The following is a 20,805-nucleotide window of genomic DNA, read 5'->3' as shown; positions in this document are numbered from 1 at the left end:
CCGGTGGTGGCCACGGGCGACGCGGGGGACAGCCTAGCCGGTCAGCTGTCGCCGGTGCGTTCGCCGAGGACGACCGTGGCCGTGGAGGTCTTGCCGTCGCGCTCGTAAGTGATCTTGACCGAGTCGCCGGGCTTGTGGGTCCAGATCTCGCTGATGAGGGTCGGACCGCTGTCGATCTGGTGGTCGCCGAAGCCCGTGATCACGTCCCCGGGCTTCAGGCCGGCCTTCGCCGCCGGGCCGTCGGGGGTGACCGAGGGCGTGCCGCCCGAGCCCTGCGCGGCGATCTTCGCGCCCTCGCCCTGCTGCTGCATGTTCACCGTCGCGCCGATCACCGGGTACACCGGCTTGCCCGTCTTGATCAGCTGCTGGGCCACGTTCTTCGCCTGGTTCACCGGGATGGCGAAGCCCAGGCCGATCGAGCCCGCCTGGGACTGGCCGAAGCCGCTTCCGGTGGACTGGATCGCGGAGTTGATGCCGATCACCGCTCCGCTCGCGTCGAGCAGCGGCCCGCCCGAGTTGCCCGGGTTGATCGACGCGTCCGTCTGCAGCGCGCTCATGTACGAGTTGCTGCCGCCCGAACCGTCGCCCGAGGCGACCGGGCGGTTCTTGGCGCTGATGATGCCGGTGGTCACGGTGTTGGACAGGCCGAAGGGCGCCCCGATCGCGATCGTCGAGTCGCCGACCGCGACCTTGTCGGAGTCGCCGAGCGGCAGCGGCTTCAGCCCCTTCGGGGCGTTGGTGAGCTTGAGTACGGCCACGTCGTAGCCCTCGGCGCGGCCGACGACCTCCGCGTCGTACGCCTTGCCGTTCGGGAAGGTCACGGAGAGCGTGCCGCCGTCCGCCGCCGACGCCACCACGTGGTTGTTGGTGACGATGTGGCCTTCCTGGTCGTACACGAAGCCCGTGCCCGTACCGCCCTCGCCCTGCGAACCGCCGGACTTCGCCTGGATCGTGACCACGCTCGGCAGGGCCTGCGCGGCGACCGCCGCGACCGTCCCCGGCTCGCGCTTGAAGCTCGCCGGGGCGTCGCCCGAGGACACCGTCGTCGAGCTGACGTCGTTGTCTCCGCGCTGGGCGGCCCAGTACCCGATGCCGCCGCCGATGCCGCCCGCGACGAGCGCCGCGACCAGGACCGCCGCCACCAGGCCGCCGGTGCGCCGCCGTCCCGCGGGGGCGGCGGGCACGGGCGGGACGGGGGCGCCCCAGGCGGGCACGGCCGGCGGAGGCGGCGGCCAGCCGCCGGCGCCCGCGGCATGGGAGGGCTCGGCGTGCGCCGGGGTGTGCGCCTGAGAGTGGGGCTGGGGGTGCGCCTCGGGGTGGGGCTGGGGGTGCGCGAGTGTCGGGGGGTCGTTCGGGGCCGGGGGCGGGGTCTGCGCTGCCGCAGGGGCGGGCGCCGCATGCGCCGGGGCGGGCGTCGTCTGGCCGGCCGGGGCGTGGGTCGGCTCGGCCTGGCCCGCCCGCGCGCTGTCCGGCTCCGTGGCGGAGGAAGACGTGGGAGGCGTGGGAGGCGTGGGAGGTGCGGACGGGGCAGCCGGTTCCGCCGGTACCGCCGTGCCCTCGTTCTCGGTGCTCACAGCTCGCTCTCCTCGTTGACTGCGCGGGGTGGTGGTACCTACGGGGGCACCTGCCTGGCTCCAGGGTGCTGCACAAGCTTTTCCCACAGGACGTCAGACCGCTGTAAGGCGGAGCTGTGCGTTCGCACCCCCACCTTTATATACGGACAGAACGGACGCCTTCCGGTGTGCCCGCCCCACCCCGCCAATGGCACCATGACGCCGTGACTCACGCACGGCAGCACCCGAACCGCGGCCCCGTCCAGGTCGTCGCCCACCGCGGAGCCTCCGAGGACGCTCCGGAACACACCCTGGCCGCCTATGTGAAGGCCATCGAGGACGGCGCCGACGCCCTGGAGTGCGACGTCCGGCTCACCGCCGACGGCCACCTCGTCTGCGTCCACGACCGCCGCGTCGACCGCACCTCCAACGGCCGCGGCGCCGTCTCCGCCCTCGAACTCGCCGATCTCGCCGCCCTCGACTTCGGCACCTGGAAGGGCCGCGAGGACTCCCGAGAGAGCCCCGACCGGAGCGACCCCGGATCGACCTCGGTCCTCACCCTGGAGCGCCTCCTGGAGCTGGTCTCCGACGCCGGGCGCCGGGTCGAGCTGGCCATCGAGACCAAGCACCCCACCCGCTGGGCGGGCCAGGTCGAGGAGCGGCTGCTCCAGCTCCTCAAGCGGTTCGGCCTGGACGCGCCCGCGTCCGCCGCGGACTCCCCCGTACGCGTCATGAGCTTCTCGGCCCGCTCCCTGCACCGGATCGCCGCGGCCTCGCCGACGCTCCCCACCGTCTCCCTCGCCCAGTTCGTCTCGCCGAGGCTGCGCGACGGGCGGCTCCCCGCGGGCGCGCGCATCGCCGGGCCTTCGATCCGGATCGTCCGGCACAATCCGGCGGTGATCCTGCGGCTGCAGAAGGCCGGTCACCAGGTGCACGTCTGGACCGTGGACGAGGCGGAGGACGTCGAGCTCTGCGAGCGGCTGGGCGTGGACGCGATCATCACCAACCGTCCCAAGCAGGTGCTCGCGCAGCTGGGCCGCGACTGAGTCTTCCGACCTGCCGACACCCGCCGGGCGTCCGATTCCCGTCCCCTGAACCCCTCCTTTCCCTTACGCCACAAGGGTCGGCGGGGCCTGCGGGGAGTGCACCGGCGCGTTCACCGCGTACGCGATCGTCACGAGTGCCTCATCGAACGCGGATTGGCCGGTTTCCGGTCCAGTCCATTGGGGCATCCACACGGTGGCGTGGGGCAAAGGAGGTCTCGGGGGTGGCGTTGGTGGTGGCACAGGAGGTGCCCACGTCGTCGAGCATGGCCGTACCCCATGGCCCTGCGGGCGTGGGTGAGGCGAGACACCGGATGCGGGACGAGCTGTACCGCAGCGGGGTGTCCGATTCGGTCGTCGACGACGCGGTGCTGATCCTTTCCGAGCTGCTCAGCAATGCCTGCCGGTACGGCAGGCCGCTGGGGCGGGCGGATCGTGGCGACGGGGATGTACGGGCGGCCTGGCGGGTCGACTCGGCGGGCGGTCTCAGGGTCGAGGTCACGGACGGCGGCGGGCCGACGCGGCCCGTTCCGGCGACGCCCTCGGTCACCGCACGGGGCGGGCGCGGGCTGAACATCATCAGCGCGCTGGCCCAGGACTGGGGCGTACGGGACAGCGCGACCGGCGAGGTCACGGTCTGGGTGGTGGTCACCGAGGGACACCGCCGTGAGGACTTCGCGGCCCGAGTGGGCGGCGGCTCCCGCTTCGACATCCTGGACGCGTACGACGACCTGGACTGACGGGGTACGGCGCTCTGGACTGACGGCATTCGGGGACCTGGAGGACGACGTACGACGACCGGCTGGCGGCGTACGGCGAGCTGGACTGGCGGCGTACGGCGCGGCGCACGGCGAGTCGGCCGGCCGGCCGCGTTCGGCGCTCCCCACCGATCGCGTACGGCCCCGGTGGCCGCCGTCCCGCTCATGGGGCAGCGGCCCGCCTGAGGGGTGTGGGTGCCCGGTGCGGCTAGGCTCGCGCCGGAACAAGCACCGCACACGCACCGCACCGCCGCGATCGGGAGAAAGCCACACCATGGCCAAGAAGCGCCCCCAGACGAAGGCCGGCAAGACCGGCCAGGCACAGGTCACGAACGGGGAGATCCCGGTCGTCGGGGCGCGCGAGCCGTGCCCGTGCGGTTCGGGCCGCCGCTACAAGGCGTGTCACGGCCGGGCCGCCGCGCACGCCGTCACCGAGCTCGTCCAGCGTCCCTTCGAGGGCCTGGCCGGCGAGTGCGACTGGGTCGCGCTGCGCGAGCTGGTGCCCGCCGCGACCGTGCCGCTCACCCTGAAGGACGGCCTCCCGGAGGGCGTTCCCTCGGTGACGCTCGCGACCGTGCTGCCGATGGCCTGGCCGGCGCTCCGCCGGGACGACGGCTCGGTCCTGCTCGCCCTGCAGAACGAGGCCACCTCCGGCGACCTCGCCCGCGACCTCGCCGACACCCTTCAGCGCGCCCTTGAGGCCGAGCCGGGCACGCCGATCCCGGCGCGCCGGGTTCCGGCCGAGGGCCCGCGCCTCCAGGACCTGCTCGACGCGGACGCCGAGTTCGCGCCGGAGGTCCACACGGGCTTCGAGTTCTGGATCCCGCAGTCCGCCGACGGTGCCGACCCGGAGGTCGCCGCCTCCCTGGAGCGTGCCAACGCCGCCGCGATCCCGACGGTGAAGCTGGCGAGCGTCGACTCGGCGTACTGGTGCGAGACCCCGGAGAAGAACCACCTGCGCTGGGTCATGCCGTACCCGGAGGAGAAGCTCCTCGACGCGCTCGCCCGCCTGCAGGCCGCCGGTTCGACCTCCCTGGGTGCCGACACCCGCTTGGTCGGTTCGTTCCGTGCCCACGGGCTGATGGTGCCGGTCTGGGACCTGCCGACGGCGATGACGGCCGAGGAGTGCGAGAAGCCGGCCGCCGAGTTCGCCGAGCGGCTGGCCGGGGCGCTCGCCTCGGACGCCCCGCTCACGGCCGAGGAGCGGCGGGCGCGCGGCGGCCTCACGAACCGTCAGGTGACTCTCAGCTGATACCCCAGGTGGTATCGGTGACTGACAGACCGACCAGTCGGTGACTTCGGCCACAACCTGGTCTTCGGACAGGTAAATCCCTGTCCGAATAACCGAGATCGAATTTGCGAACAGCAGATCTCTTGTTACCGTTCTGGAAGCCCGGTCGCTGGTGCATCCCCCGTCGCCAGCGATCGGGCCTTTCCATGTCCGCTTCCGGCGAGGTCCGGGGCGTCGACCCTCAACTTCCTTCGCTGTCCGCGGTGTTGCTGCCCGCTCGGAGCAGCAGCGGAGTGTTGTCCCCCTCGCCCGTACCCGCGAATTCCGCCACCGCCGTATACGCCGTGGACGCGCCCTTGCCGCGCTCCCTGGGTGTTTCACAGGTTCCCGGTTCGTCCTGCGCGGGGACCGGGCAGCGGACTTGTACGGTCCGCCCACCGGGTGCCAGGAGGGTCAGAAACGCGTCGAGATTCTGGCCGGTCGCGTTCCGGTAGTACGTACGCGCCCAGGTGTCCGGTCCTTCCGCGAGCACACAGGTCTGCGCCTCGACCCCCTCGGGAGAGGCTAGTTCCGGCCCACAGTGCGTGACCCGCTCGGGGGAGTCCTGACCGGCTCCAGCCACGGAGCCCGGAGTGGACCCGGCGGCGGGCCCGGATACGGGCCCCGGAGCGGCGGAGGTCGCCGGCGCGGGAGCGGCCTCCGGCGCGCGGGGCTCCAGGCCGAGGCCCTCCCACAGGTCGCCGGGCTTCGCGTCGGCCCCTCCGGCCGCCCCGGCCGGTCGTACGGGTTCGCCCGTTGGGCCCGCCATCGCGACGAGCGGCAACAGGACGGCGGCCGTGACGACGGCCCCGAGTCCGACCACGCGGAGGTTCACCGGACTCATGTGCCCCACCTGCTCCTGCTCGGCTGGAGATCTTGAACGGTGGGGTGAACATAGCGGCGGCCGACGGGCGCCCGGTCGGCCGCGCGCCCGTTTCCCGTACAAGTCGGACCAGGACACACCCGTTCGGGTGAAGAGAAGTGCCGGCCGCCGCCTCAGTACGCCGACGGCGACCCCCTCAGTACGCCAGCCGCCGCCTCAGTACGCCGCCGGCCGCCGCCTCAGTACGCCAGCCGGCTCCCGCCGCCCGGGGTGCTCGTGCTCGCCTCGATCAGCGCGTCGACCACGGCCTCCACGTCCGGCAGCCACGGCCGGGCCGAACCGGCGAGCGGAGCCCGCTCCCAGCGCACCTGGCCGGTCCCGGCGACCGACGGCGGCAGGAGTAGATAGCCGCCCTCTCCATGGAACCGCAGCGAACTGGGCACGCTGTCCTTCGCGTACAGCAGCTCACCGAGCCGTTCGAGGCCGTACGGGGCCACGAGGATCGACCACCGCGTCGGGGTGGCCACCACCGGGCCGAGCCGCATGCCCGTCGCGTCGAGCGCGGCGAGCGCCCGCGCGCCCGCCACCGCGGGCAGGCTGACCGCGCAGGGCGCGCGGCCGCCGGTGGCGAGGACGACCGGCGCGTCCGGGCGCCTGGTCCACCACCAGCGGATCATCCGCTCGTCCGTGGTGGCGGCGAGCAGTCCGGGGTCGTAGGGGTGGGCGCCGGGCACCACGCAGTCCGGGTCGGGGCAGGAGCAGGCCGGGCCCGCGGCCGTGCGGGTCGTCGCTCTCAGGCCCGCTCCCGGCAGGACGGGCCAGCCCCACTCGACGGCGAAGGTGACCGCCGCGTCGAGCCGGGCGGTCCTCGCCTTGCGCCGGAACCGGAGCCTGCGTCGCCTTCCGAGGATCTCGCGCATGTGCGCTCGTTCCTTTCCGTTGAACGCCGAATCCACATCACACCATGTGCAGGACACTTCACCGTGCGTATCAGCGCGTACCGGGTCGGCGGAATGGCGGCCCCCGTCGCAGCGGGGGCGGCCGGGCCGGAACCAGGTGGAACCACGTGGAACCAGATGGAGCGAGCTCAGTACCAGGTGGAGCCGGGTCAGAACGAGGTGGAGCCGGGGTCGGAACCAGGGCGGGTCAGAACACGTTCCCCGCCACTCGGTGACGGGCTGCGGCCTGCGGCGAGAAGGACGCCGGGGTTCCGCGTCACGGTCCGGGGCGGCTTCAACTGCCCCTGCCTGTCATCGATTACGTACCCAGCACGCTCGGAATGACGCGCCTTCAAACGACGCCAGTCGACCGCAAAAGGTGCACACCGAGGACAATTTTCGGCCAACTTCCCTCGTACTTCAACCCCCTCGCACGACCTCACGGACACCACAAGTCCCGTGGGGACAATGCTGGACATCGTTCCTCTTGTGCGTGTACATGTGGATGCATCGAGCGGCTCAGAATGACATGGGGGTTTGCGATGCTATGGCGTCAAACGCACCGGTCGGAAAGCCGACTGACATGAGTGCCCCGCACTTGCCGAAAGTGGCTGGAATCGATTCCACGGTTCCCGGGTCCCCGCACACTACGTCGCCCCTTCCCGGGGTCCCCGCGGCCGCGGCACCCTCCGACCCGGTCCCCCCGCCCGGCGCGCTGATCCAGGACCGCCTCGCCTCCTGGGTCTCCGACCTCACCACCCTCCACGAACTCACCGAGCGCCTCATCAGGACCGCCGTCCTCGACGAGGCCCTCCGTGAGGTGCTCGCCGCCGGCGCCGCCCTCGTCGGGGCCCGCCGCGGCATGGCCGTCCTCGAACCGGCCGACGGGCTCGGCCCCGCCTCCACCATCGGACTCGGCCTCGCCCACGCCGATCTGGGCACCATCGAGACCGTCCCGCGCGGAACCAGCAGCTACGGCCGTCTCCTCGACGGCCTTCCCGATCCGGTCCACCCCGAGCGGGTCCCCGATCCGATCGCCATCCGTGACGTCCGCACCGAGGAAGGCCTCGATCCGCGCCACCGCGAGGTCGCCGCCCGCCTCGGCTACGCCGCCAGTTACGCCCTGCCCCTCGCCACCGAGGAGGCGGGCCGGCTCGGTGCCGCCGTCTGGCTCTACGACGAACCCGCCGAACCCACCGACCGCCAGCGCCACCTCATCGGGCTCTACGGCCGGTTCGCCACCGAGCACCTCGCCCGCCTGCTCCAGGTCGAGCGCGCCCGCGTCCAGGTCGCGACCGTCGCGGAGGAGCTGCTGCCCAGCCGTCTCCCCCGCGTCCCCGGCGTCCAGCTCGCCGCCCGCCACCGCACCGGGCCCCGCGGCGGGGGCGACTGGTACGACGCGCTGCCGCTGCCCGAGGGGGCCCTCGGCCTCGCCGTCGGCTCCGTCTCCGGCACCGGGCCCAGCGCGCTCGCCGCCATGGGGCGGCTGCGCGCCTCCCTCCGGGCGTACGCGGTGATGGAGGGCGAGGACCCGGTGGCCGTCCTCTCCGACCTGGAGCTGCTGCTCCGGCTCACCGAACCGGCCCGGTCGGCGACCGCGCTCTTCGCCTACGCCGAGCCTGCCCGGCGCAGGATCGTCCTCGCCGGGGCCGGCCACGCCCCGCCGCTGGTCATCGGCGACCGGCGGACCGAGTTCGTCGAGACCTCGCTCTCGGCCCCGCTCGGGATGCTCTCCTGCTGGGAGGCGCCGAGCGTGGAGCTGTCCCCGGCGCCCGGAGAAACGGTGCTTCTGTACACGGACGGGCTGCTGCGCCGTACCGGCGACGCCATGGACCGGGCCTTCGCCCGGCTCCACGCGGCGGCGTCGAGCGTGCCGAAGGCGGACCGGCACGACCCGGGCGCCGTCGCCGACCACGTGCTGCGGACCCTGCTGCCCGAGGGCCTCGACCCGGCCGTGGACGGTGAGGACGTGGTGCTGCTCGCCGCGCGCTTCGACTAGGGGGCGTCTTGCCGATGGGCGGGGGGGTGCCTTGCCGATCAGGCACCTGACGGCACCGGTGAGGAGGAGTAAGCGGACCGGTGAGGACGAATAAGCGGAGCGTGAGATTCCGGTAATGGGTCTTCCGGCCCTGGGCCCCCTTCCGTACGACCGTACGATGGTGGGGGTTCAGTGTCGTACCAAGAGGAGGCAGACCCGTGGCCGAGGAGCTCACGCCGGAGACCCCGGAAGAGACTGAGGAACAGGCGATCAAGCAGCGGAAGAACGGCCTGTACCCGGGCGTCTCCGACGAGCTGGCCGAGAACATGAAGTCCGGCTGGGCCGACACCGAGCTGCACGGCCTCGAGCCGATCGCCCAGGCCGACAAGACCGCTGCGCGCCGCGCCGCGCTCTCCGCCCGCTTCCCGGGCGAGCGCCTGGTGATCCCGGCCGGCAACCTGAAGACCCGGTCGAACGACACCGAGTACAGCTTCCGCGCCTCCACCGAGTACGCGTACCTCACCGGCGACCAGACCCAGGACGGCGTCCTCGTCCTGGAGCCGGTGAAGGACGGCCACGAGGCCACCCTCTACCTGCTGCCGCGCTCCAACCGCGAGAACGGCGAGTTCTGGCTGGACGGCCAGGGCGAGCTGTGGGTCGGCCGCCGCCACTCCCTCACCGAGGCCGAGCAGCTCCTCGGCCTCCCCGCCAAGGACGTCCGCGAGCTCGCCGACGCGCTGCGCGAGGCCACCGGCCCCGTCCGCGCCGTCCGCGGCCACGACGCCGGCATCGAGGCCGCGCTCACCGACAAGGTCACCGCCGAGCGCGACGAGGAACTCCGCGTCTACCTCTCCGAGGCCCGGCTCATCAAGGACTCCTTCGAGATCGCCGAGCTGGAGAAGGCCTGCGCCTCCACCGCCCGCGGCTTCGAGGACGTCGTCAAGGTCCTCGACAAGGCCGAGGCCACCAGCGAGCGCTACATCGAGGGAACCTTCTTCCTGCGCGCCCGCGTCGAGGGCAACGACATCGGCTACGGCTCCATCTGCGCCGCCGGCCCGCACGCCACCACCCTGCACTGGGTCCGCAACGACGGCGACGTCCGCTCCGGCGACCTGCTGCTGCTCGACGCCGGCGTCGAGACCACCGAGCTCTACACCGCGGACATCACCCGCACCCTGCCGATCAACGGCCGGTACACCGAGCTCCAGCGCAAGATCTACGACGCCGTGTACGAGGCGCAGGAGGCCGGCATCGCCGCGGTGAAGCCCGGCGCCGCCTACCGCGACTTCCACGACGCCGCCCAGCGCGTCCTCGCCGAGAAGCTCGTCGAGTGGGGCCTCGTCGAGGGCCCGGTCGAGCGCGTCCTTGAGCTCGGCCTGCAGCGCCGCTGGACCCTGCACGGCACCGGTCACATGCTCGGCATGGACGTCCACGACTGCGCCGCCGCGCGCACCGAGGCGTACGTCGACACGACCCTGGCGCCGGGCATGTGCCTGACCGTCGAGCCGGGACTTTACTTCCAGGCCGACGACCTGACCGTGCCCGAGGAGTACCGCGGCATCGGCGTCCGGATCGAGGACGACATCCTCGTCACCGAGGACGGCAACCGGAACCTTTCGGAGGCGCTGCCCCGGCGCGCCGACGAGGTCGAGGCGTGGATGGCCGCGCTGAAGGGCTGAACACCGCGTACGTTGGAACCGAAGGGCCCTCGCCGACCGACCGGCGGGGGCCCTTCCCCGTGCCGTACGGCTCCCGCGCGACGGCTCACGCCATGAGCAGGGAGGGGGTGTCCTTCCACTTCAGGATCTTGTCGAAGCTGACCACCGCACCGCCCCTGGCCGACCGGTTGCCGAACTGCACGTGGTCCGCGAGCTCCTCGATCAGCCGCAGCCCCCGGCCGTGCTCGGCGTCCGCCGGCGCCACCGGCCGCGCGGCACCGGGACGGCCCCCGCCCCGAGCGCCGTTCTCGACACCGGTCTCGGCACCGGTCTCGGCGCCGGCCTCGGTCCGCGTCTCGGCACGCGGGAAGCCCGGGCCCGAATCGGCCACCTCGATGCGGCAGGTCTCGCCGTCCAGATACGCCGTCACCCGGTACGCCCCCGCCGCCGCGCCCGGCCCCGGGGCGGCACCCGCGCCGCCGTGCTCCACCGCGTTCGCACAGGCCTCCGTCAGCGCGACCGACAGTTCGTAGGACACGTCCGGATCGACGCCCGCCGTCTCCATCGTGCCCATCAGAAGCCTTCGCGCGAGCGGCACGCTCGCGGCCTCACGCCGCAGATGGAGTGACCACCAGATGCTCATGCTCCAGCCTCCCGGCAGCGGCTCGACATACCGATACCTATTGCCGGACAGAACCCTTCGTAAGCGCGAAGAAGCGTCAAGAGCGCTCGTTCGGCGGATGCACCGGGCGCGTGCGCCGGTGTATGTCACCTCGAAGACCCCCAAGGACCCCAAGAACGACCTTCCGGACCTGCCTCATCCCGGTGGGGCCCGTGGTGCGATGATGGGCCCGCCATGTCTGCCCCCGCGCTCGCTCCACGGCTGCTGAGGGCCGCGGTGTTCACCGCGGTCTGCGTCGTGCTGTCCGCGCTCGGCCACGCCCTCGCCGCCTGCGCGGGCATCGCCCTGTGGACCATGCTCGCCGGATTCCTCGGTGTCTTCGGGATCACCGTCCTGTTCACCGGACGCGAGCGCTCCCTCGGCTTCGTCGTCGGCGCCCTCGCCGGCGGACAGCTCGGCCTGCACCTCCTCTTCGGCCTCGGCCAGCGCCACCTCGGCCTGAGCGCCCAGGCCGACGACGCCCTGGTGCGCATGGCGGCCCGGCTGGTCTGCGGCGCGGGGACGGCGTCCCTCAGCACCGCCGACGCCACCCGGATCGTCCGCGACGCGGGACTCGACCCGGCCGGCGTCCAGGCCGGCGGACACGCCCACCTCGGACACGCGGCCGCCACGGCCACCGCGCCCACCGGTGAGCTGCTGCCCGGTCTGCCCATGGTCCTCGGCCACCTGCTCGCCGCGCTCGCCGCCGGCTGGCTGCTGCGCCGGGGCGACCACGCCCTCACCCGGCTCGTCGAGCTCTCCGAGCAGGGCGCGGCCGAGCTCGCCGAATGCGCCCTCGTGCGCTCCCTGTGGGCCGCGCTCCGTCTCGTACGCGCGCTGCTCACCGGTCTCGCGGGCGCCCCGGCCGACGGGGCGCGGCGGACGGTCCGCACGTCCTTCGACTCCTCGCCGCCGCCGGTGGCCGAGGCCCTCCAGCACACCGTGATCCGGCGCGGCCCGCCGGCCGGGGACTGCGTCCTCGCAGCCTGACGCGGACCGCTCATCGGGAGCGGGGCCGCGCCCGTCCGCACGCCTGCCCAGGGCCGCCGCCGGTGCACCGCCCGGTCGTCGTTCCCTTCGCTCTCTGGCGCGTCGGATCTCCTCGACCTTCTTCGAGCTGGAGTGTCTTCTGCCATGAACGTTTCCCGTATTTCCGCCTCCCGTGCCGTCCTCGCCGGGGGCATCGCCCTCACGTCCGTCGTGCTGCTGTCCGGCACGGCCTTCGCGCACGTGAGCGTGCAGCCGCAGGGCGAGGCCGCCAAGGGCGGCTACGCGACCGTCAACATCAAGGTCCCGAACGAGCGCGACAACGCCTCCACCGTGAAGCTCGAGGTCAGCTTCCCGCTCGACCACCCGCTGGCCTCCGTCATGCCGCAGCCCATCCCCGGCTGGAAGGCCGAGGTGACCAAGAGCAAGCTCAGCAAGCCGCTGCAGCTGCACGGCAAGACCATCAACGAGGCCGTGTCCAAGGTGACCTGGACCGCCGACGGCTCGAAGATCGGCCCCGGCCAGTTCCAGCAGTTCCCGCTCTCCCTCGGCCAGCTCCCCGAGGACGCCGACCAGCTCGTCCTCAAGGCCGTCCAGACGTACGACAACAAGGAGGTCGTGCGCTGGATCGAGGAGCAGAAGGAGGGCGCGGAGGAGCCGCAGAACCCCGCCCCCGTCCTGAAGCTCTCCGCCGCCTCCGCCGACCACCACGGCGGCGGCGCCGCCCCGTCCGCCTCGGCCTCCGCCGACGAGAAGGCCGGGCACGACGCCAAGTCCGGTCACGACGCGGACGCGAAGAAGGAGACGGCCTCCGCCGACTCCTCCGACACCACCGCCCGGATCCTCGGCGTCATCGGCATCCTCGTCGGTGTCGCGGGCGTCGCCTTCGGTGTCCTCGCCGGCCGCCGCCGCTCGGCCTGACGGCCGCACCTCACCCAGCGAAGCGAAAGAAGCGGAAGACTCAGCATGTCCGCAGAGAAGACCTCTCCGAAGCCCGAGGCCGGCCCGGCCCGGCCCGGTCGGCGCACCCCGCTGATCGTCGCCGCGGTCGCGATCGTCGCCGCGCTCGGCATCACCGCGGCCGTCGGCCTCGGCAACGACGACAAGCCCTCGGGCAGCGGCGCCGGCTCCGTCGCCGTGGTCTCCGGTGGCGACGACTCGACCAAGGCCGCGACCGTCCTCGACCGGCCGTTCACCAAGCCCGGACTCGTCCTCACGGACACCAAGGGCCAGAAGTACGACCTGCGGGAGCGGACCAAGGGCAAGCCGACGCTCATCTACTTCGGCTACACGCACTGCCCCGACGTCTGCCCCCTGACGATGAGCAACATCGCCATCGCCAAGAAGCAGCTCCCCAAGGCCGACCAGGACAAGCTCCAGGTCGTCTTCGTCACCACCGACCCCGAACGGGACACCTCCGCCGAGCTGGCCAAGTGGCTGCCCGCCGCCGGTGACCCCTCCTTCACCGGGCTCACCGGCGAGTTCTCCACCATCCAGGCGGGGGCCCGGCAGATCGGCATCGGCATCGACCCGCCGAAGAAGGAGAAGGACGGCACGGTCGTCTCCATGCACGGGGCACAGGTGATCGCCTTCTCGCCGACGACCGACCAGGGCTACGTCCTGTACGGCGAGGACGCGACCGTCGACGACTACGCCAAGGATCTGCCGAAGCTCATCAAGGGGGAGAACCCGTGAACCGCCGCACCACCACCCTGTCCGCCTCCGTGGCGCTCGCCGCCGCGCTCGCACTGACCGGGTGTTCGTCCTCGTCCGACAGCTCCGACGGCGCCGCCTCCGGCGGCAAGCCGAAGCTGGAGGTCAGCGGCGCCTTCATGCCCCAGCCCGTGATGGACATGGCCGGCGGCTTCCTCACCATCAAGAACGACAGCGCCACCGCGGACAAGCTCACCTCGGTCACCAGCGACATCTCGGACGACGTCACGATCCACGAGACGAAGAACCAGAAGATGCAGGCGGTGAAGTCCTTCGACATCCCCGCGAACGGGGAGCTGAAGCTGGCCCGCGGGGGCAACCACATCATGTTCATGGAGCTGAAGAAGAAGCCCAAGCAGGGCGAGAAGGTCAGCATCGAGCTCCACTTCGAGAAGTCCGACCCGATCAAGGTCGACCTTCCCGTCGAAGCCGCCAACCACAACCCGCAGCAGCACTGAGCGCGTTGACGGAGTTCTCACAGAACTGACGGAGTGAACCGGAAGATGACAACCACCGCCCCGCGCCTCGGTACCGCCCTGGCCCGGCTGCTGATCCTCGCGGCCGCGCTGCTCGGCACGCTGCTCGCCGGTGCCGCCCCCGCCTCCGCGCACGCGGCACTGACCGGAAGCGATCCGAAGGACGGGGCGGTGGTCGCCACCGCTCCCAAGGAGGTCAACCTCACCTTCTCCGAGCAGGTCGCCATGAGCCCCGACTCGATCCGGGTCCTCGACCCGGCGGGCCGCAGGGCCGACACCGGCGAGATACGCGACCTGTGCAGCGGCTCCATCGTCCGGTACGGCGTGGGGCTCCGCGCCGGGCTGCCGGACGGCACGTACACCGTGGCCTGGCAGACCGTGTCGGCCGACAGCCACCCCATCGCGGGTGCCTTCACCTTCTCCATCGGCGCCCCTTCCACGACGTCCGTGGCGCTGCCCGACCGCACCGCCGGCGGCGGACTCGTCGGCGCCCTCTACGGCATCGCGCGCTACGTCTCGTACGCCGGCTTCGCCGTCCTCGTCGGCGGCGGTGCCTTCGTCCTGGCCTGCTGGCCGCGCGGCGCGAGCGTCCGTCCCGTCCAGCAGACCGTGGTCCGGGGCTGGCTCGCCCTCACCGGCGCCACCCTCGCCATGCTGCTCCTGCGCAGTCCGTACACCGGCTCCGGCGAGCTCTCCGACGCCTTCGACCTGGCGGGTCTGAAGGCGGTCCTGGAGACCAAGACCGGCGCCGCGCTCACCTCCCGGCTGCTGCTGCTCGGCGCGGCCGCGCTGTTCGTGGCCGTCCTCTTCGGCGCCTACGCCCGGCGCACCGACCCCAAGGAGAAGAAGGACCTCTCCTTCGGGCTCGGTCTCGGCGGCACCGTCGTCGCCGCCGGGATCGCCGGCACCTGGGCCCTGGCCGAGCACGCGTCGACCGGTCTCCAGCCCGGCATCGCCATGCCGGTCGACATCCTGCACCTGCTGGCCGTCGCCGCCTGGCTCGGCGGGCTCACGGTGCTCCTCGTCTCCCTCTACAAGGCACCCTCCGTCGAACGCTCGGCGGTCGAGCGCTTCTCCAAGGTGGCCTTCGGGGCCGTGGCCGTCCTCGCCGCCACCGGGATCTACCAGTCCTGGCGGCAGGTCGGCTCCTGGTCGGCCCTGACCGGGACCCGCTACGGACAGCTGCTGCTCGTCAAGATCGGTCTGATGTGCGTCCTCATCGGCATCGCGTGGATCTCGCGCCGCTGGACCCAGCGCCTGGCCGACACCAAGCCGACCGGGGAAACCGGGGAGGGTGAAGAGGCCGGCGAGGCCGAGGAAGGCGACGAGGCCGGGGAAGGCGACGAGGCCGAGGAGCGTGAAGAGGCCGAGCAGAACGGCGCGGAGGCCGCCGATCCCGAGCGGGCCGCGCAGCTCGCCCGGCAGCGGGCCGCCGTCGCCACCGCGCGGCGCAAGAGGGAGCGGGACGCCGACCCGGAGCGGGCCGGTCTGCGCCGCTCGGTGCTGACCGAGGCCGCCGTCGCCGTCGTGCTGCTCGCCGTGACCACCGTCCTCACCTCGACCGAACCCGGCCGCACTGAGGAGGAGGCGGCGCGGGGCACCGCCGCCTCCGGCCCGGCGGCCGTACCGGACCGGCCCGTGGACATCCGGCTGCCCTTCGACACCGGCGGCGTCGACGGCAAGGGCGTCGTCCGGCTGAGCCTCGACCCCGGCCGCACCGGCGCCAACGCGCTCCACCTCTTCGTCGAGCGCCCCAACGGCAAGCCGCTGGACGTCCCCGAGATCAAGGTCGCGCTCACCCTGGAGGCGAAGAACGTCGGCCCGCTGCCCGTCGCCCCCGACCGGATCCAGACCGGGCACTGGAGCGCGAGCGGCGTCCAGATCCCGATGCCCGGGGAGTGGCGGATCCAGGTGACCGTCCGTACCTCCGACATCGACCAGACCACCATCGAGAAGAACGTGAAGATCGGCTGACCCGTGACCGAGAACGACAACCTTGAGATCTCCCGGCGCCGGCTGCTCGGCACCGTCGGCGCGGCGGGCGCGGCCGGACTGGTCATCGGCGCCGCGGGCGGCGCCGGGGTCTCCGCCGCCGTGTCCGGCGACGGCACCGCCGCCGGGACCGGAGCCGGCGGCGCCCCCGCGCTGACGACGGTCGGTGCGACCGAGGTGATGTTTCACGGGAAACATCAGGCCGGCATCACCGATCCCCTCCAGTCCCGCGGTCATCTGATCGCCTTCGACCTCGCCCCCGGCGCCGGCCGCAAGGAGGCGATCGCCCTGCTGCGCCGCTGGTCGGTGTCGGCCAAGGCGCTGATGGCGGGCAAGGCCCCGGCCGGGGACACCGGCGTCGCGCTCGACGCGGGCCCCTCCTCCCTCACGGTCACGATCGGCTTCGGCCGGACGTTCTTCGACCGCACCGGGCTGGCGGCGCGCCGCCCCGCCCAGCTCGACCCGCTGCCCGCGTTCTCCTCGGACGCGCTCGATCCGCGGCGCTCGGAGGGTGATCTGTGGGTGCAGATCGGCGCCGACGACGCGCTCGTCGCCTTCCACGCGCTGCGGACCCTCCAGAAGGACGCGGGCGACGCGGCCCGGGTGCGCTGGCAGATGAACGGCTTCAACCGCTCGGCCGGGGCCACCGCGAAGCCGATGACCGCGCGCAACCTCATGGGGCAGGTCGACGGCACGGGCAACCCGAAGCCGACCGACCCCGACTTCGACCGGCGGATCTTCGTCCCGGCCGGGGCGACCGGCCCGGCCGCCTGGATGGCCGGTGGCTCGTACGCGGTGGTGCGCCGGATCCGGATGCTCCTGGACGACTGGGAGAAGCTGCCGCTCGACCGGCAGGAGAAGGTGATCGGGCGGCGGAAGTCCGACGGGGCACCGCTCACCGGCGGCACCGAGACCACCGAGCTCGAACTGAACAAGCTCGGTCCGGACGGGAAGCTGGTCATCCCGGACAACGCGCACTCCCGGATCTCCGCCCCCGAACAGAACGGCGGGGCGGCCATGCTGCGCAGGCCGTTCTCCTTCCACGACGGCATCGGTCCGGACGGGACGCCGGACGCGGGTCTCCTCTTCATCTGCTGGCAGGCGGATCCGCTGCGCGGCTTCGTCCCGGTGCAGCGCAAGCTCGACCGGGGCGACGCGCTGTCGGAGTTCATCCGGCACGAGTCGAGCGGTCTCTTCGCGGTCCCGGGCGGCCCCGCCGAGGGCGAGTACGTGGGCCAGCGGCTCCTGGAGTCGTGACGCCGTCGGACGCGGGCGGGACGTCCGCGTCCCTCCGGGCGGGCGGCCCGCGGCCCCCGGGCCCATTAGGGTGACGGTATGTCCGCCACCCGGTACACGTATCTCGGCCCCGAGGGCACCTTCACCGAGGCCGCGCTGCGTACGCTGCCCGAGGCCGCGACGAGGGAACTCGTCCCGATGGTCTCGGTCCCGGCCGCGCTCGACGCCGTACGGAACGGGGAGGCCGCCGCCGCGCTCGTACCGATCGAGAACTCGGTCGAGGGCGGGGTGACCGCGACCCTGGACGAGCTGGCCTCCGGCGAGCCGCTGATGATCTACCGCGAGGTGCTGCTCCCGATCGCCTTCGCGCTGCTGGTGCGCCCGGGGACCAGGCTGTCGGAGATCAAGACGGTGACGGGTCACCCGGTGGCCCAGCCGCAGGTCCGGAACTGGCTGCGGGCGCATCTGCCCGAGGCGGTGTGGGAGTCGGCCGCGTCCAACGCGGACGGCGCCCGGCTGGTGCAGGAGGGCCGCTTCGACGCCGCCTTCGCGGGGGAGTTCGCGGCGGCCACGTACGGCCTGGAAGCGCTGGTCACCGAGATCCACGACGCGGAGAACGCGGAGACGCGGTTCGTCCTGGTGGGCAGGCCGGCCCGGCCCGCGGCGCCGACCGGCGCGGACAAGACCTCGGTGGTGCTCTGGCTGGGTGACGATCATCCGGGTGCCCTCCTCGAACTGCTCCAGGAATTCGCGGTGCGCGGGGTGAACCTGATGCTGATCCAGTCCCGGCCCACGGGGGCGGGGATCGGGAACTACTGCTTCGCCGTGGACGCCGAGGGACATATCTCGGACCGGCGGGTGGGCGAGGCGCTGATGGGGCTCAAGCGGATCTGCCCCAAGGTGCGCTTCCTCGGCTCGTACCCGAGGGCGGGCGTCGCGGTGGAGGACGTGCGCGCACTGCGGCGCGGCACGTCGGACCAGGAGTTCATGGCGGCCTCCGACTGGCTGGCGAGGGCCCAGGACGGTCGGGCCTGACCCGATACTGACCGAACGCTCCCGACGGCGGGAGCGTTCGTCCACAGGTGCGAACCGATAGTCCTACCTGCGTATTTTCACTTCCCCACAGCAGTTATCCACAGGCTCCGCGTGCGACCTGGGGACAAGTCGACAGCCCACCCCGACAAGGTCGACAAATCGCCCTAGCAACTCCCCGGCGGCATCCTGCCTGTCCACAGCGCTGGGAAGACGCCCTCGTCAGCACCCCTCGCGCGACCAACTCTTTGGAGCGAGCAATTCCCACCCAAATGAGTGGCTCAATGGTGTTTGATCACGGAATTCGCAGGTGCGGGGCGGGAAATCCACGCGATCTTCCCGGTAGTCCACAGATCTTCCGCACAGCCTGTGGATAACTGAATGAGCGCGCCGTGAGCCCAGCATTTCCGGGTATCCCAATTCGGGCAAAACAACACGCGTGACGTTCGCGTGACGTTATCCGGTGGGGTGGGACGAACGCGCACCGGTAGCCTGGTGGGGTGATTGACCTTCGCCTGCTCCGTGAGGACCCCGACCGTGTTCGCGCCTCCCAGCGCGCCCGTGGAGAGGACGTCGCGCTCGTCGACGCCCTGCTCTCCGCCGATGAGCGGCGCAGGTCGTCCGGCGTCCGCTTCGACGAGCTCCGATCCGAGCAGAAGGCGCTCGGCAAGCTGATCCCCAAGGCCACCCCCGAGGAGCGCGCCGAGCTCCTGCAGAAGGCCGAGCAGCTCAAGACCGACGTCAAGGCCGCCGAGGCCGAGCAGAACGAGGCCGACGAGACGGCCAGGAAGCTGCTGCTCCAGCTCGGGAACATCGTCCACACGGACGTCCCGGTCGGCGGCGAGGAGGACTTCGTCGTCCTCGAGACGCACGGCACCATCCGCGACTTCGCGGCCGAGGGCTTCGAGCCCAAGGACCACCTGGAGCTCGGCGAGGCGCTCGGCGCCATCGACGTCGAGCGGGGCGCCAAGGTCTCCGGCTCGCGCTTCTACTACCTGACCGGCGTGGGCGCCCTCCTGGAGCTCGCCCTGGTCAACGCGGCGATCGCCCAGGCCACCGAGGCCGGCTTCATCCCCATGCTGACCCCGGCGCTGGTCCGTCCGCGCGCCATGGAGGGCACCGGCTTCCTCGGCCAGGCCGCGGAGAACGTGTACCACCTGGAGAAGGACGACTACTACCTCGTCGGCACGTCCGAGGTGCCCCTCGCTGCGTACCACATGGACGAGATCATCGAGGCGGACAAGCTGCCGCTGCGGTACGCGGGCTTCTCGCCCTGCTTCCGCCGCGAGGCCGGCACGTACGGCAAGGACACCCGCGGCATCTTCCGCGTCCACCAGTTCGACAAGGTCGAGATGTTCTCCTATGTCGCTCCGGAGGACGCCGAGGCCGAGCACAAGCGGCTCCTGGAGTGGGAGAAGCAGTGGCTGACCGGCCTTGAGCTGCCCTTCCAGGTCATCGACGTCGCCACCGGCGACCTCGGTGCCTCCGCCTCCCGCAAGTTCGACTGCGAGGCGTGGATCCCGACCCAGGGCAAGTACCGCGAGCTGACCTCGGCCTCCAACTGCGACAGCTTCCAGGCCCGTCGCCTCTCCGTCCGCATGCGCGACGACCAGGGCGGCAAGAAGGTCGTGCAGCCGCTGGCCACCCTCAACGGCACGCTCTGCGCCGTCCCGCGCACCATCGTGGCGATCCTGGAGAACCACCAGCTCGCCGACGGCTCGGTGCGGGTGCCGGAGATGCTGCGGCCTTACCTCGGCGGCCGTGAGGTCCTGGAGCCGATCGCCAAGTGAGCCCCTTCCCCTACCGCCTGGTCGCGACGGATCTCGACGGCACGCTGCTGCGCGCCGACGAGTCCGTCTCGGACCGTACGCGGGACGCGCTCGCCGCCGTCACGGCGGCGGGCGCCGCGCACATCGTGGTCACCGGCCGGGCGGTGCCCTGGACCCGGCACATCCTGGACGACCTCGGCTACGAGGGCATCGCGGTGTGCGGGCAGGGCGCGCAGGTCTACCACGCGGGGGAGCACCGGCTGCTCACCTCGCTGACCCTGGACCGGCAGCTCGCCGGTCTCGCCCTCTCCAAGATCGAGGCGGAGGTGGGCCCGCTGGCGCTGGCCGCCAGCCGTGACGGTCTGGAGGGCGAGGTCCTGATGGGCCCCGGCTACCGGGCGCACGAAGGGCCGCTGCCGTACGTGCCGTACGAGGACCCGGCGGAGCTGTGGGCGGCGCCGCTGACCAAGCTGTACCTCCAGCACCCGACGCTGACGGACGACGAGCTCACCCGGGCCGCCCGGGAGACGGTCGGCGGTCTGGTGGACGTCGTCATGGCCGGTCCGGGCATCGTGGAGATCCTGCCGCTCGGCCTGAGCAAGGCGACGGGCCTCTCGCTCGCGGCGCGCCGGCTGGGTGTGAAGGCCGCGGAGACGATCGCCTTCGGCGACATGCCGAACGACATCCCGATGTTCGGCTGGGCGGCCCACGGCGTGGCCATGGGCAACGCGCACGACGAACTGCGGGCGGTGGCGGACGAGGTCACCACCTCGAACGAGGAGGACGGCATCGCGGTCGTCCTGGAGCGTCTTCTGTCGGCCTGACCGGCTGAGGGGTTCTGTCGGCCTGACCGGCTGAGGGAAGACCCGATCGGCTACGGGGAGACCCGACCGGAACGAGGCAGGGAAGAGGGGGCGG

At 72.3% G+C, this 20,805-nt stretch carries 18 protein-coding genes; 14 read left to right on the top strand and 4 right to left on the bottom strand.

Features of this window, described 5'->3' with window-relative positions; genetic code table 11:
- Positions 1–41 precede the first annotated feature (41 nt).
- A complete protein-coding gene (locus tag DEJ43_RS18660; protein ID WP_041662668.1) occupies positions 42–1,574 on the bottom strand; it encodes a S1C family serine protease in 1,533 nt (510 codons plus the stop codon).
- Between the two features lie 203 nt (positions 1,575–1,777).
- Here DEJ43_RS18660 and DEJ43_RS18655 point away from each other — a divergent pair, with 203 nt between their 5' ends.
- From DEJ43_RS18655 to DEJ43_RS18645, 3 genes are all read left to right on the top strand, one after another.
- Positions 1,778–2,599 carry a glycerophosphodiester phosphodiesterase gene (locus DEJ43_RS18655; RefSeq protein WP_041662666.1) on the top strand — a complete coding sequence of 274 codons (822 nt, stop codon included), beginning with the start codon at positions 1,778–1,780 and terminating at the stop codon, positions 2,597–2,599.
- Positions 2,600–2,733: 134 nt separating this feature from the next.
- Positions 2,734–3,336 carry an ATP-binding protein gene (locus tag DEJ43_RS18650; protein ID WP_071891400.1) on the top strand — a complete coding sequence of 201 codons (603 nt, stop codon included), beginning with the start codon at positions 2,734–2,736 and terminating at the stop codon, positions 3,334–3,336.
- 292 nt (positions 3,337–3,628) lie between these two features.
- On the top strand, positions 3,629–4,606 hold the full coding sequence (locus tag DEJ43_RS18645; protein ID WP_041662663.1) for a DUF5926 family protein: 978 nt from the start codon (positions 3,629–3,631) through the stop codon (positions 4,604–4,606).
- A 220-nt stretch (positions 4,607–4,826) separates the two neighbouring features.
- Here the strand turns inward: DEJ43_RS18645 and DEJ43_RS18640 are convergent, their stop codons facing one another.
- Both DEJ43_RS18640 and DEJ43_RS18635 read right to left on the bottom strand, forming a co-directional pair.
- Entirely contained in the window at positions 4,827–5,468 is a 642-nt protein-coding gene (locus tag DEJ43_RS18640) for a hypothetical protein (RefSeq protein ID WP_051025899.1), read from the bottom strand.
- 218 nt (positions 5,469–5,686) lie between these two features.
- Positions 5,687–6,367: a bifunctional DNA primase/polymerase gene (locus tag DEJ43_RS18635; protein WP_015034944.1), complete on the bottom strand. Its 681-nt coding sequence runs from the start codon at positions 6,365–6,367 to the stop codon at positions 5,687–5,689.
- A gap of 565 nt (positions 6,368–6,932) precedes the next feature.
- Here DEJ43_RS18635 and DEJ43_RS18630 point away from each other — a divergent pair.
- Positions 6,933–8,384: a PP2C family protein-serine/threonine phosphatase gene (locus tag DEJ43_RS18630; protein ID WP_078508690.1), complete on the top strand. Its 1,452-nt coding sequence runs from the start codon at positions 6,933–6,935 to the stop codon at positions 8,382–8,384.
- A gap of 197 nt (positions 8,385–8,581) precedes the next feature.
- On the top strand, positions 8,582–10,042 hold the full coding sequence (locus tag DEJ43_RS18625; RefSeq protein ID WP_015034942.1) for an aminopeptidase P family protein: 1,461 nt from the start codon (positions 8,582–8,584) through the stop codon (positions 10,040–10,042).
- 85 nt (positions 10,043–10,127) lie between these two features.
- On the opposite strand, the gene DEJ43_RS18620 is transcribed toward DEJ43_RS18625, so the two are convergent.
- On the bottom strand, positions 10,128–10,664 hold the full coding sequence (locus DEJ43_RS18620; RefSeq protein ID WP_015034941.1) for an ATP-binding protein: 537 nt from the start codon (positions 10,662–10,664) through the stop codon (positions 10,128–10,130).
- A 213-nt stretch (positions 10,665–10,877) separates the two neighbouring features.
- Here DEJ43_RS18620 and DEJ43_RS18615 point away from each other — a divergent pair, with 213 nt between their 5' ends.
- The 9 genes from DEJ43_RS18615 to DEJ43_RS18575 all read left to right on the top strand — a co-directional run bounded on the left by DEJ43_RS18615 (position 10,878) and on the right by DEJ43_RS18575 (position 20,711).
- Positions 10,878–11,672, top strand: coding sequence for a hypothetical protein (locus tag DEJ43_RS18615; RefSeq protein WP_015034940.1), 795 nt, complete (start codon positions 10,878–10,880; stop codon positions 11,670–11,672).
- A gap of 144 nt (positions 11,673–11,816) precedes the next feature.
- Positions 11,817–12,590 (top strand): YcnI family copper-binding membrane protein, encoded by a 774-nt coding sequence (locus tag DEJ43_RS18610; protein WP_015034939.1) that lies wholly within the window; start codon positions 11,817–11,819, stop codon positions 12,588–12,590.
- Positions 12,591–12,635: 45 nt separating this feature from the next.
- On the top strand, positions 12,636–13,364 hold the full coding sequence (locus tag DEJ43_RS18605) for an SCO family protein (RefSeq protein ID WP_015034938.1): 729 nt from the start codon (positions 12,636–12,638) through the stop codon (positions 13,362–13,364).
- Positions 13,361–13,840, top strand: a complete 480-nt coding sequence (locus tag DEJ43_RS18600; protein ID WP_015034937.1) for a copper chaperone PCu(A)C — start codon at positions 13,361–13,363, stop codon at positions 13,838–13,840. The genes DEJ43_RS18605 and DEJ43_RS18600 overlap by 4 nt, the downstream gene beginning before the upstream one ends.
- 45 nt (positions 13,841–13,885) lie before the next feature.
- A complete protein-coding gene (locus tag DEJ43_RS18595; protein WP_015034936.1) occupies positions 13,886–15,832 on the top strand; it encodes a copper resistance CopC/CopD family protein in 1,947 nt (648 codons plus the stop codon).
- Positions 15,833–15,835: 3 nt separating this feature from the next.
- Positions 15,836–17,107, top strand: coding sequence for an iron uptake transporter deferrochelatase/peroxidase subunit (gene efeB / locus DEJ43_RS18590; RefSeq protein WP_015034935.1), 1,272 nt, complete (start codon positions 15,836–15,838; stop codon positions 17,105–17,107).
- Positions 17,108–17,185: 78 nt separating this feature from the next.
- Entirely contained in the window at positions 17,186–18,121 is a 936-nt protein-coding gene (gene pheA / locus DEJ43_RS18585; RefSeq protein ID WP_015034934.1) for a prephenate dehydratase, read from the top strand.
- Positions 18,122–18,618: 497 nt separating this feature from the next.
- Entirely contained in the window at positions 18,619–19,908 is a 1,290-nt protein-coding gene (serS, locus tag DEJ43_RS18580) for a serine--tRNA ligase (RefSeq protein WP_015034933.1), read from the top strand.
- Positions 19,905–20,711 carry an HAD family hydrolase gene (locus DEJ43_RS18575; protein WP_015034932.1) on the top strand — a complete coding sequence of 269 codons (807 nt, stop codon included), beginning with the start codon at positions 19,905–19,907 and terminating at the stop codon, positions 20,709–20,711. The genes serS and DEJ43_RS18575 overlap by 4 nt, the downstream gene beginning before the upstream one ends.
- Positions 20,712–20,805 lie beyond the last annotated feature (94 nt).

It is taken from the genome of Streptomyces venezuelae ATCC 10712, from assembly GCF_008639165.1.
In the GTDB taxonomy this organism is placed as follows: Bacteria; Actinomycetota; Actinomycetes; order Streptomycetales; family Streptomycetaceae; genus Streptomyces; species Streptomyces venezuelae.
This window is presented reverse-complemented; position numbering and strand designations above follow the sequence as displayed.

What these genes read in the sequence shown, in the direction of transcription:
- DEJ43_RS18635 (WP_015034944.1), bottom strand. Translation starts at nt 6,367, where the DNA reads ATGCGCGAGATCCTCGGAAGGCGACGCAGGCTCCGGTTCCGGCGCAAG.
- DEJ43_RS18630 (WP_078508690.1), top strand. Translation starts at nt 6,933, where the DNA reads ATGGCGTCAAACGCACCGGTCGGAAAGCCGACTGACATGAGTGCCCCG.
- pheA (WP_015034934.1), top strand. Translation starts at nt 17,186, where the DNA reads ATGTCCGCCACCCGGTACACGTATCTCGGCCCCGAGGGCACCTTCACC.
- DEJ43_RS18605 (WP_015034938.1), top strand. Translation starts at nt 12,636, where the DNA reads ATGTCCGCAGAGAAGACCTCTCCGAAGCCCGAGGCCGGCCCGGCCCGG.
- DEJ43_RS18615 (WP_015034940.1), top strand. Translation starts at nt 10,878, where the DNA reads ATGTCTGCCCCCGCGCTCGCTCCACGGCTGCTGAGGGCCGCGGTGTTC.
- DEJ43_RS18645 (WP_041662663.1), top strand. Translation starts at nt 3,629, where the DNA reads ATGGCCAAGAAGCGCCCCCAGACGAAGGCCGGCAAGACCGGCCAGGCA.
- DEJ43_RS18620 (WP_015034941.1), bottom strand. Translation starts at nt 10,664, where the DNA reads ATGAGCATCTGGTGGTCACTCCATCTGCGGCGTGAGGCCGCGAGCGTG.
- DEJ43_RS18610 (WP_015034939.1), top strand. Translation starts at nt 11,817, where the DNA reads ATGAACGTTTCCCGTATTTCCGCCTCCCGTGCCGTCCTCGCCGGGGGC.
- DEJ43_RS18595 (WP_015034936.1), top strand. Translation starts at nt 13,886, where the DNA reads ATGACAACCACCGCCCCGCGCCTCGGTACCGCCCTGGCCCGGCTGCTG.
- DEJ43_RS18640 (WP_051025899.1), bottom strand. Translation starts at nt 5,468, where the DNA reads ATGAGTCCGGTGAACCTCCGCGTGGTCGGACTCGGGGCCGTCGTCACG.